At 39.4% G+C, this 12,085-nt stretch carries 11 protein-coding genes; 9 read left to right on the top strand and 2 right to left on the bottom strand.

Annotated elements, in window-relative coordinates; genetic code table 11:
- Nucleotides 1-39: 39 nt before the first annotated feature.
- On the bottom strand, nt 40-1,203 hold the full coding sequence (locus GHI45_RS04770) for a sugar MFS transporter (RefSeq protein ID WP_147779724.1): 1,164 nt from the start codon (nt 1,201-1,203) through the stop codon (nt 40-42).
- A gap of 270 nt (nt 1,204-1,473) precedes the next feature.
- Here GHI45_RS04770 and typA point away from each other — a divergent pair, with 270 nt between their 5' ends.
- The 9 genes from typA (at nt 1,474) to GHI45_RS04725 (ending at nt 10,168) form a co-directional block, all read left to right on the top strand.
- Nucleotides 1,474-3,333: a translational GTPase TypA gene (gene typA / locus GHI45_RS04765; protein ID WP_187230080.1), complete on the top strand. Its 1,860-nt coding sequence runs from the start codon at nt 1,474-1,476 to the stop codon at nt 3,331-3,333.
- A 105-nt stretch (nt 3,334-3,438) separates the two neighbouring features.
- Entirely contained in the window at nt 3,439-3,705 is a 267-nt protein-coding gene (locus GHI45_RS04760) for a DUF3165 domain-containing protein (protein WP_147779726.1), read from the top strand.
- Nucleotides 3,706-3,811: 106 nt separating this feature from the next.
- Entirely contained in the window at nt 3,812-4,780 is a 969-nt protein-coding gene (locus tag GHI45_RS04755; RefSeq protein ID WP_147779727.1) for a class I SAM-dependent methyltransferase, read from the top strand.
- Between the two features lie 100 nt (nt 4,781-4,880).
- Nucleotides 4,881-6,071 (top strand): acetate kinase, encoded by a 1,191-nt coding sequence (locus tag GHI45_RS04750; protein ID WP_147779728.1) that lies wholly within the window; start codon nt 4,881-4,883, stop codon nt 6,069-6,071.
- A gap of 113 nt (nt 6,072-6,184) precedes the next feature.
- Nucleotides 6,185-7,372 (top strand): acetate kinase, encoded by a 1,188-nt coding sequence (locus GHI45_RS04745; protein ID WP_147779729.1) that lies wholly within the window; start codon nt 6,185-6,187, stop codon nt 7,370-7,372.
- A gap of 87 nt (nt 7,373-7,459) precedes the next feature.
- Nucleotides 7,460-7,681, top strand: a complete 222-nt coding sequence (locus GHI45_RS04740; RefSeq protein WP_147779730.1) for a hypothetical protein — start codon at nt 7,460-7,462, stop codon at nt 7,679-7,681.
- Between the two features lie 169 nt (nt 7,682-7,850).
- The gene (gene pyrH / locus GHI45_RS04735; protein WP_147779731.1) at nt 7,851-8,567 is read left to right on the top strand and encodes a UMP kinase; all 717 of its coding nucleotides are present in this window, start codon (nt 7,851-7,853) and stop codon (nt 8,565-8,567) included.
- A gap of 81 nt (nt 8,568-8,648) precedes the next feature.
- Nucleotides 8,649-9,206 carry a ribosome recycling factor gene (gene frr / locus GHI45_RS04730; protein ID WP_147779732.1) on the top strand — a complete coding sequence of 186 codons (558 nt, stop codon included), beginning with the start codon at nt 8,649-8,651 and terminating at the stop codon, nt 9,204-9,206.
- Between the two features lie 107 nt (nt 9,207-9,313).
- Nucleotides 9,314-10,168 carry a S1 RNA-binding domain-containing protein gene (locus tag GHI45_RS04725; RefSeq protein ID WP_147779733.1) on the top strand — a complete coding sequence of 285 codons (855 nt, stop codon included), beginning with the start codon at nt 9,314-9,316 and terminating at the stop codon, nt 10,166-10,168.
- Nucleotides 10,169-10,208: 40 nt separating this feature from the next.
- Here the strand turns inward: GHI45_RS04725 and GHI45_RS04720 are convergent, their stop codons facing one another.
- Entirely contained in the window at nt 10,209-11,879 is a 1,671-nt protein-coding gene (locus tag GHI45_RS04720) for a peptide ABC transporter substrate-binding protein (protein ID WP_147779734.1), read from the bottom strand.
- Nucleotides 11,880-12,085 lie beyond the last annotated feature (206 nt).

The following is a 12,085-nucleotide window of genomic DNA, read 5'->3' as shown; positions in this document are numbered from 1 at the left end:
ACCGCATTTGAAAGCGGTAATCAAGTGAAGGCATATGATTTAAATTGATTTGATAGAAGAAACTTTCTTTTTTTGATAAATCAAGACCAGAATAAGACCGAGTAAAATTGTAAAGATGGCAATGACAAGAGGATAAAATGTAAAGCTAAACTGCTCAAAAATCCAGCCGAGTGGAATTGGCAGGAGAAACATACCAATCGTTGCAAAAGCGATATTGTAAGAAATGATGCGTTGTGCGATTGGCCCAGAATAAAGTTCATAGGCTTTTTTCATTCCTGTCGGATAAAGTGGGGCTAAGCCGAGACCTAAAAGGCTTCCTGAAAAATATTGGGCAATTTCACTTGGGATGAAACAAAGGAAACTACCTAAAATAAGCAAGAATAAATGACTATAAATAATGCTTCTTTGAGAAAAACGGCGGGCAGTAAAACCAGTAAGAAAACGTCCGACAGTCAATCCCGCCCAATAAAATGAAGTGATAGCAGCACCTGTCGCCATGGAAAAATGAAGTGTTTCAACGGCAAAACTCGAATAAAAGCGACCAATAATGAGCTCTAAGGCGTAGAAAAAATAGAAAGATGGGAGCAAGAAATGCTTCAACTGAAGTTTTTCAGTGCTTTCAGTTGCTGTTTCTGTGATTTCTGCTTTTTCTTTGAATTTATTTCTCGTGACAAATGCCAAAAGTAGAATTGCAAATTGGGAAAGCGTGATAATCCACACGCCAAGTTGCCAGCTTCCACTTTGAATGGCATAGGTCATGATAAACGAACTTGCCATTACACCAATGCCATAAAAAGCGTGTAAGAAGTTCATCAAACTATTGCTAAAATGTTTAGCGGAATAGTCATTGATGGCAATATCTACTGACCCTTGGCCAAAACCTAAAAGGACGCAGGAAAGCAACATCGGGAAAAATGTTTCCCCAAGTCCTAAAGCCAGTAATCCCAAAACCGTAAGGGTGGTGCTAAAGAGAATGAAAATATCTAAAGTCCAGTATTTTGCGAGTTTTGGATAAACCAATGTCGAACAGAATGAAAAGCCAAGTTGGATAGCCCCTAAAATCCCAATCATATCCACAGGAAAATGATAGCTTTGGCGAATGGCAGGCCAAGCACTTCCCATGATAGAGTCAGGAAGACCTAGGCTAATATAAATGATAAAAACGATAAAAATAAGAAAACGGGATATTTTTTTTGCTGACATAGGAACCTTTTCTGATAGAGTGACTTGTAAAATGAGAGTGAGCCATTATAAAATGGCCTCTTTACTGGTTATTATATCAAAATATAAATCTTTAATGTAGGTAAAAATAAAATAAATAATTCACTATTTTTTATTGCTAACGGGGTTAGCAAATGACTTGCTTTTACAAATCAGAAAACTTTCTTGACACTTGCAAACACATACATTAACACGTTTGGAAAAAGTGTGTTATAATAAGTCTGATATATTGAAAGAATAGGTATGATAAAATTGACTAAATTACGCGAAGATATAAGAAACGTCGCTATTATTGCCCACGTCGACCATGGTAAAACGACGTTGGTTGACGAACTCTTGAAACAATCACACACACTTGACGCTCGTACACAATTGAACGAACGTGCGATGGACTCTAACGCCCTTGAACAAGAACGTGGGATTACTATCCTTGCTAAAAACACTGCCGTTGAATATGACGGACACCGTATTAACATCTTGGACACACCAGGTCACGCGGACTTCGGTGGAGAAGTTGAACGTATCATGAAAATGGTTGACGGTGTTGTTCTTGTTGTCGATGCTTACGAAGGTACAATGCCACAAACACGTTTTGTATTGAAAAAAGCTTTGGCACAACACTTGACTCCAATCGTCGTTGTAAACAAAATCGACAAACCATCTGCTCGTGCAGCTGAAGTTGTTGACGAAGTTTTGGACTTGTTCATCGAACTTGGTGCCAACGAAGATCAACTTGAATTCCCAGTTGTTTATGCTTCAGCCTTGAACGGTACATCATCAATGTCTGATGATCCTGCTGATCAAGAACACACAATGAACAATGTTTTTGACACAATCTTGGAACACATTCCAGCTCCTATTGATAACTCTGATGAACCTTTGCAATTCCAAGTTTCACTTTTGGACTACAATGAATTCGTTGGTCGTATTGGTATCGGTCGTGTTTTCCGTGGAACAATCAAAGTTGGTGACAGCGTTGCATTGTCTAAACTTGACGGAACAACTAAGAACTTCCGTGTCACTAAAATGTTTGGTTTCTTTGGTCTTGAACGTCAAGAAATCCAAGAAGCTAAAGCTGGTGATTTGATTGCCATGTCTGGTATGGAAGATATCTTCGTTGGTGAAACTGTAACTCCAGCTGACCACGTTGAACCATTGCCACTCTTGCACATTGACGAACCAACACTTAAAATGACTTTCCTTGTAAATAATTCACCATTCGCAGGTCGCGAAGGTAAATTTGTTACATCACGTAAAATCGAAGAACGTTTGAACCAAGAATTGCAAACTGACGTTTCTCTCCGTGTTGAAAATACAGATTCTCCAGATAAATGGACTGTTTCTGGTCGTGGTGAACTCCACCTTTCTATCTTGATTGAAACAATGCGTCGTGAAGGCTATGAACTTCAAGTTTCACGTCCTGAAGTTATCATCAAAGAAATTGATGGCGTTAATTGTGAACCATTCGAACGTGTTCAAATTGACACACCTGAAGAATATCAAGGTTCAATCATTCAAGCTTTGTCAGAACGTAAAGGTGAAATGCTTGATATGATTAACGAAGGAAACGGACAAGTACGTTTGGTCTTCCTTGTACCAGCGCGTGGATTGCTTGGATTTACAACTGAATTCATGTCAATGACTCGTGGATATGGTATCATGAACCACACATTTGACCAATACAAACCTTATATCCGCGGTGTAAATATCGGTGGACGTAACCGTGGAGCACTTGTCAGTGCTGACACAGGTACAGCAACTCACTATGCTATCATGTACGTTGAAGAACGTGGTATCATCTTCGTCAACCCAGGTACTGAAGTTTATGAAGGAATGATTGTTGGACAAAACTCACGTGAAAATGACATCACTGTTAATATCACACGTATGAAACAACAAACAAACGTCCGTTCATCAAACAAAGACTCTACAGTTGTCATCAAAGCACCAAAAATCATGACACTTGAAGAATCACTTGAATTCTTGAATGATGATGAATACATGGAAGTTACACCTGAATCAATTCGTGTACGTAAACAAGAATTGAACAAATCAATGCGTGAAAAAGCTGCCAAGAAACGTAAAGCAGCTGAAATGGAACTTGAAGGTTAATTTTCATTTTGTCAGATTGTCGGTCAATAGTTTTCTCTCATCGGAGCAAAATTTTTGTCAGTCCTGACAGAAAATAACGAACTCAACGAAAAATCGGAGGACATTGTGTTATATATTATTCTTTTGATTTTGACGGCATTGGTCTATTTCTTTGTGATGCCTAAGGACATTCGCCGAAGCATTGATGTATTTGTTTTCGTTATCTTTGGCGTTCTGATTTTTGCGGTTGCAATTTCACAAGCCGTAATGAATCAAACCTTGATTCTGGAAATTTTACTGATTTTGGCTGGAATTGCTGTTACTGCAAAAGCTTGGGTCGAAGTCGGTCAATTAGGACACAAGCGACGTCGAAGAGATAAAAATAGGAAATAAGAGGCTGTCAGCGGTCGGTTATTCTTGCCATGCGAGAATGTCAGAACTGACAGCTTTTTTCCTTTACTGATAACAGATTGACAGTATTAAAAAAGGAGAACTACAAATGAACATGGAAAAAATTGAAAAAGGATTTACTTTAATTAACTCAAATATTGAGCTGATTGAAACAAGTTTGCAGACGGATTTTTATGATGCTTTTGTTGAACAAAATGCAACTTTTCTGGGATCGGCAGAATTGGCGGCCGTTAATCTGGATGGACAGGAAGCCTCTCTTTTGTCAGCACTGACAGAAAACAATGATCAGTTGCGTGCCTTGAATTTGACCAAACAAGAATGGCAAAAACTATTCCAGTTTGTCTTACTTAAAGGCTCTCAAGTAGCACCATTACAGCACAATCATGCCTTTACGCCAGATTCAATCACATCTCTGTTTCACTTTATCATTGAATGTTTGCACCCTGAAAATTCGGTCAGAATTTTAGAAATGGGTTCAGGAACAGGCAACATGGCTGAAAACTTACTGGTCAATAGCACCAAAAATATGGACTATGTTGGTTTTGAAGTAGATGATTTATTGCTTGATTTGTCAGCCTCAATGTCAGAAGTGATAGGAACACAAGCGACATTTATGCAAGTAGATGCGGTTCAAAGTCAGTTGATGGAACCTGTTGACATTGTCATCTCTGACCTGCCAATTGGTTTTTATCCAGATGATCAGTTGGCTCAAAACTTTGAACTTGCTCAAAAAGAAGGCCATAGTTTTGCACATCATCTGATGATTGAAGAATCAATGAAATACCTGAAAGAATCAGGTTTCAGTATCTTTTTGGCACCTGCTGACTTGTTGACTAGCAGCCAATCGGGCAACTTGAAAAACTGGTTGGGTAAAACGGCGCATCTTGCGGCTGTCATTACGCTTCCAGAAAGTCTGTTCAAACACGATGCAAAGGCCATTTACATTTTGAAAAAGACGGCAGGAAAACCAACTTTTGTTTATCCGCTTGAACAGCTAAATGACCGCCAACACATTCAAGATTTTATGGTGGCATTCAAGGCACATTTTAAGGGGTGAAGAACTTAGAATTTTGTGAATTTTAGCGGTTTAAAACCGCTCTCATTGTGAATTTATGGTATAATTAGAAGATATAATTGTAATATAGAAGGAAATGAAAATGTCTAAAACACTCTCAGTCAATGCTGGTTCATCATCATTGAAATGGCAACTTTACGAAATGCCAGAAGAAAAAGTCATCGCTAAAGGTATGTTTGAACGGATTGGTTTGAAAGACTCAATCGTTACTGTAAAATTTAACGGTGAAAAAGAAGAAAAGATTTATGACGTTCATAATCACGTTGAAGCGGTTGAACACTTACTTGCTGACTTCAAACGTTTGAACATTTTGTCAGACCTGACAGAAATCACTGGTGTTGGTCACCGTGTGGTTGCTGGTGGTGAATTATTCAAAAAATCTACTTTGGTTACACCAGAAGTTTTGCAACAGGTTAAAGATTTATCAAGCCTTGCTCCTTTGCATAATCCTGCAAATGCACAAGGGATTGAAGCCTTTATGAAATTGTTGCCAGATGCTACATCAGTTGTCGTTTTTGATACAGCATTCCACACAACAATGCCTGAAAAAGCTTTCCGTTATCCATTGCCAAATAAATATTATGATGAATTCCAAGTTCGTAAATATGGTGCTCATGGAACATCACACATGTATGTGGCACAAGAAGCTGCTAAATTACTTGGTAAACCAATCGAAGAAACTAAAATTATCACTTGCCACATCGGTAATGGTGCATCAATCACTGCTGTAAAAGGTGGAAAATCTGTTGATACTTCAATGGGCTTCACGCCACTTGGCGGTATTATGATGGGAACACGTTCTGGTGATCTTGACCCATCTGTTTTCCCTTATTTGATGGCACACGACCCTGCACTTAAAACAGCGCAAGATGTTGTGGACATGATGAACAAACAATCAGGACTTACAGGAATTTCTGAACTTTCTTCAGACATGCGTGACATTCGTGATGCACGTAAAGAAGGAAATCCAAAAGCCATGTTGGCCTTTGACATGTACTGCGATCGCATTCAAAAATACATCGGTCAATACCTTGCTGTATTGAACGGTGCTGACGCAATCGTCTTTACTGCTGGTATCGGTGAAAATGCTGAATACATGCGTGAAGGTGTACTTGAAGGTTTGTCTTGGTTTGGTATTGATCTTGATAAAGAAAAGAATAGTACTTACGGCACTGTGGAAATTTCTAAAGAAAATTCACGCGTCAAAGTATTTGTTATCCCAACTGACGAAGAACTTGTCATCGCTCGTGATGTTGAAGCTTTGAAAAAATAAGAATTAAATAAAACAGCTTCGGCTGTTTTTTTGATGCAAAATATTTATCCTGCAGAAATTCGCTATAATATGTTATACTTGAAAAATAAAGCGGATACAAGAAGGAGAAAGACATGGAAAAAACACTTGCTGTCAATGCAGGCTCATCGTCATTAAAATGGCAACTTTATGCAATGCCCGAAGAAAAGGTCATCGCAAAAGGGATTTTTGAACGGATTGGCCTTGCTCAATCAATGTCCACTGTCAAATTCAATGGTGAAGATCATAAGAGAGAAATTGAGATTGTAGATCATCGTCAAGCTGTACTTTTGTTGATGGACGAGTTAATTCATTTCCATCTTATTTCAGAATTTCGTGAGATTACGGGGATTGGACACCGTGTTGTTGCTGGTGGCGAATTATTTAAAGACTCTGTTTTGATTGACAAGAATGTTTTGGAGCAAATCAAATCCATTTCTAACTTGGCGCCTTTGCACAATCCTGCTAATGCAGCAGGGATTGAAGCCTTTATGAAACTTTTGCCAGATGCGATTGCTGTTGCAGTATTTGATACAGCCTTTCATACAAGCATGCCAGAGAAGGCTTATCGCTATCCAATTCCAAACAAATACTATCGCAACTACTCTGTGCGTAAATACGGCGCTCATGGGACATCACACATGTATGTTTCAAGAGAAGCAGCGAAATATTTTGATAAACCACTAGAAGACTTGAAAATCATTACAGCTCATATCGGAAATGGTGCCTCAATCACAGCTGTTGACGGAGGCAAATCTGTTGATACATCGATGGGCTTCACACCGCTTGGGGGCGTGATGATGGGAACACGTTCAGGCGAAATGGATCCGTCAGTGATTCCATTTTTGTTGGAAAATGACCCAGATTTGAACTCAGCACAAGAAGTGATTGATATGTTTAACAATCAATCGGGTATTCGTGGTGTTTCAGAGTTATCAAGTGACATGCGTGATTTGGAAAAATCCCGTGATGCTGGAGATGCGAATTCAATTTTGGCTTATGAAATGTTCGTTGATCGATTGAAAAAATACATTTCTCAATATTTCGGAGTTTTGAATGGAGCGGATGCTCTGGTCTTTACGGCAGGAATTGGGGAAAATGATCGCAAAGTACGCGAGGACGTTGTTAATGGCTTGTCTTGGTTTGGCATGGAAATCAATCCGGAACGCAATTATCGTGGCGTTGTTGGCGAAATTTCGACAGCAGATTCAAAAGTTAAAGTATTGGTGATTCCAACAGATGAAGAATTGGTTATCGCCCGTGATGTTGAAAAGTTTAAATAAGATTTGTTTTTTATTGCACTAACTCAAAACAAGCTCGTTTTGTGTTAGGCGCATATGGATAGTTGCTTATTGATGAGGAGGATTAAAATGTCGGCAGGCTCGATAATGATTGTGGCCTTGTGTGCTTTGGGATTTATTGCAGGTGGGATAATACTTATCGTAAAGAAAAAACTCTTGGAAACAAATTTTGCAGATTCCAAAATGCCCGTGAGTTTTATTCGACTCTTGATTATCCTTTTGGGAGTAGTGCTTATTTTGTTTGGTGGCCTGCTGCTTGTAGGTCTTGTCCTAACAATCATTCAAAAGTAAAAATGAAAAAGGCGATATTCTGCCTTTTTTTCATGGCTAAATTATGGTAAAATAGAGAAAATGGGGAAAATAGAGTGTCGTCACAGCTGACACACTCGTTTTTCCATGTTTAATTGAATAAAAACGAATGAGTTCAAGAAACGAACGATTTCAATCTTCTGGAGGAATCATGGCTGAAATTAAATATAAACGTGTACTTTTGAAACTATCTGGTGAAGCACTTTCTGGTGAAAAAGGCTTCGGCTTTGATCCTGAAACAGCAAAAGAAGTAGCTAAAGAAATCAAGGAAGTCCACGCTTTAGGAGCTGAAATTGCAATCGTTTGTGGTGGTGGAAACATCTGGCGTGGCATTACTGGTGAAAAAGCTGGAATGGAACGCGCCCAAGCCGATTACATGGGAATGCTTGCAACCATTCAAAATGGTTTGTTTGTCCAATCAGCACTTGAAAATCTCGGTGTAGATACACGTGTAATGACCGCAATCTCAATGCCTGCAGTTGCTGAACCTTATATCCGTCGTCGTGCTGAACGTCACCTTGAAAAAGGAAGAATTGTTATCTTTGCTGGTGGAACGGGTTCACCTTATTTCTCAACAGATACAACTTCTGCTTTACGTGCCGCAGAAATCAATGCTGATGTCATCTTGATGGCTAAAAATGGCGTTGACGGTGTTTACAATGCCGATCCAAAACTTGACACGAATGCTGTTAAGTTTGAAAACTTGACCCACATGGACGTCATCACAAAAGGCCTTCATGTCATGGATACAACGGCATCAACCATGTCAATGGATAACCATATCCCACTTGTTGTCTTCAACATGAACGAAATGGGAAATATCAAACGCGTTGTTCTCGGTGAAAACATCGGAACAACAGTTGAATAATATCTAATAAACGAAAAAAATAGAATAAAGGAGTCTGTCAGCACCCACTTGGCTGATTGTCAGCACTGACAGAAAGAAAAAATGGCTAACGAAATTATCGATAACGCAAAAGAAAAAATGAATCAATCCCTCGCTAGTTTGCAACGCGAATTGGCACACATTCGTGCAGGACGTGCCAATGCAAGCTTGCTTGACCGTATTCAAGTCGTTTACTACGGCGCACCAACACCACTTAATCAATTAGCATCAGTTACTGTTCCTGAAGCACGTGTCTTGATGGTTACACCATTTGACAAGACAATCTTGAAAGACATCGAAAAAGCTTTGTACGAAAGCGATTTGGGAATTACACCTGCGAATGACGGCTCTGTTATTCGTTTGGTTATTCCAATGTTGACTGAAGAACGCCGTAAAGAATTGGTTAAAGAAATGGGCAAATACATTGAAGCAGGGAAAATTGCAATCCGCAACGTTCGCCGCGATGCAATGGACGCCGTTAAGAAACAAGAAAAAGCAAAAGAAATTACTGAAGATGACCGTAAATCACTTGAAAAAGATGTACAAAAAGTGACTGATGACGCAATCAAAGAGGCTGACCGTCTCGCATCAGTAAAAGAAAAAGAACTTTTGGACATCTAATTCAATGTCTGTTCTGTTTCATATCAGAATGGACTCGACTAAAAAACGGCTCTTTGGGCCGTTTTTAAGAATAATTCGTCATCTTAAACGATGACAAAGAGGAATCAATGGAAAATTATATTGCACAAACTATCTCTGCTTTGATTGTGGAGGAAGGAGAACAATTTTACTTTTTACAAAAGGGAGATACGATCTTTCGTTTGGCAAAAGAAGAGGGAGAACACGCAACGGGCGACCTTGTAACAGGCTTTACTTATGTGGATAAAGCTGAACATGTTCGTTTCACGACTATCCCGCAAACAGCAACACAAGAAACATTTGGCTGGGGCGTTGTCACTGATGTCAGAAAAGACTTAGGTGTCTTTTTGGACACAGGACTTCCTGGTAAAGACATCGTCGTTTCACTCGATGATTTGCCACTTGAAAAAGAAACCTGGCCTAAAAAAGGTGACCAACTTTATGTTAAATTGGTTGTCGATAGAAAAGGGCGCATTTGGGGACATCTTGCATGGCATGAAGATTTTTGGCAGTTGGCTAATGTCGCTTATGACAATATGAACAACCAAAATCTGCGCGCTATCGTTTATCGAAATAAAGAGTCTGGCACATTCGTTTATCTTCCAGATAACAACATGCTTGGTTTCATTCATCCAAATGAACGCTTTACCCTTCCTCGTATTGGTCAAGAAATGCAAGTGCGCGTGATTGGCTTCCGTAAGGAAGACCGTTCACTCAATTTGTCAGCTAAGCCACGTGCATACGAAATGTTGGACGCAGATAGCCAAATGATTCTCGCCTATCTTGAATCAATGGGAGGCAAGATGGCTTTCAATGACAAATCAAATCCTGATGAAATCAAAGCGACTTTCGGTATTTCAAAAGGACAGTTTAAAAAAGCGCTTGGTGGTTTGATGAAACAAGGAAAAATCAAACAAAGCCCTGCTGGAACAGAATTAGTATAAAACAAAAAAGATTGAACTGCTGGTCAATCTTTTTTGTTTGTTATTTGATATACAATGTCTTGAAGTCATACTCAAGTCCAGTACCGTGGAAGGCAAGGCCTTCGAGAGAGGTACTTTGGAGGGCTGGTGTTGTACGGAAGAAGATAGGGTCGATGCTTGATTGGTCATAAAGGGCTTGTTCAGCCGCTTTATAGTCGGCATTACGAGCAGCGTCATTGCTGACATCAGGAAGCGTTGATGCTTTTGTATAAGCAGTGTTATATTCTGCATTGCTAAAACCACCGTCATTTTGTCCTGAACCAGGAAGGAAGAGGTTGAGGAAGGTTGAAGGTTCAGCGTAGTCGCCACCCCAAAGGGTATCAACCAAGTCAAATTGATGATTTGCAGAGTCTTTCAAACGTTGTTGGAAAGGAACGATTTTTTCGGTGATGGTCAAGCCAGGAAGTGTTTTAGCAAGAGAAGTCTGTAAGAAATCAGCTTGTTCTTTAGCTCCAACTGAGTCTGAGTCTGTTTCATAAGAAAGGTTAACAGAACTTGCTCCGATTTCTTTCAAGCCTTTTTCCCAAAGTGTTTTTGCTTTAGAAGTATCGTAAGTATAAGGTTGTGCAGCGTATTTTGCAAAATCTTCACCAGTTTGTGTTTTTGCCATACCAGCAGGGACGAAACCAGTTGCTACAGTAGAATCAGAGGTTGTTTGAGAGGTGATTGATGAGCGGTCAGTTGCCAGATTGATGGCTTCACGAATGTCTTTGTTTTGCAAAGCTTTGGCAGCAGTTGTGCTTGTAGTGCCTTTACCTGTTTGGTTAAATTCGATGAAGTTGGTTGTGGCTTCTTTTAAGCTGACCAATTTTGTATTTTTAGTGTAAGCCTTATTGGCATTGTACAAGTCAGGTGTGCCGAGCGTTACTAAATCAAGTTTACCTTGTTTGTAAAGTTGAACGGCTGTTGTCTGTGTTTTGATGACTTGAATGTCGATTTCGTTTGATTTAACATTGGCTTTGTCATAGTAGTTAGGGTTTTTGATAAGTGCAAAACTTTCGTTTGTTCCTGTCCAACCGTTACCTTTGTAAATGTATGGGCCATCGTAAAGTGTTTTAGCAGATGATGTTCCGTAGTTTTTGCCTTGTTGAGTGACAAATTTTTGATTTAATGGGAAGTAAACAGATTCCGCCAGCAAGAACTTGAAGTAAGGTGTTGGTTGAGCCAATGTAACAGTCAACTGCGTATCGCTGTCAGCTTTGACACCAAGTGTGTCAAGGTCAGCTTGAGTAGCAGATTTCAGAGCCATGATTTTGTTGGCATTTTTGAGGCTACCCATCAAATAAGCGTATTGTGATCCTGTGGCAGGATTGACCGCACGTTGCCAAGCGTAAACAAAGTCTTTGGCAGTCAATGCGTCTCCGTTTGACCATTTCAAACCTGAGCGAAGTTTGATTGTCCAAGTCAAACCATCAGCAGATTCAGTGATAGATGTTGCCAAAGCATTTGCAGCAAGGCCGTCTGTACCAACACGAGTGGCACCTTCTTCGGTATTTCCGACAAAGATGTTTGAATAAGTATCTGTTTCAAGTGTTGAATCGAGCGTTGCGATGTCTGTTGGAATACTAAGTTGTGGTACTTTTGATGTTGCAGTTGAAGAACCACAAGCAGCCAAAAGGGTTGCAGAAGTTAAAACGACTGTTCCTAAACCAATTTTTTTCCAAGTTTTCATGAAAATTTCCTCTTTCGATAGCAAAACTATCTTAATTATTTACCGTAATTTATAAAATACGATTAGTGTTATTATAGTTCATTCAGTTTAGAATGTAAAGAATAATATTATCCTTTTTTAGAAATTATCAAAAAAACAACTTGTATGAGGGGATACAAGTTGTCCTTTAACGTAGTTTGGGTAAAAATTTATTGGAACTTAGATGA

The organism is Lactococcus sp. dk101, from assembly GCF_009601055.1.
GTDB lineage: Bacteria > Bacillota > Bacilli > Lactobacillales > Streptococcaceae > Lactococcus.
Note: the sequence above shows the minus strand (reverse complement) of the source record. Positions and strands in the feature narration are given on the sequence as shown.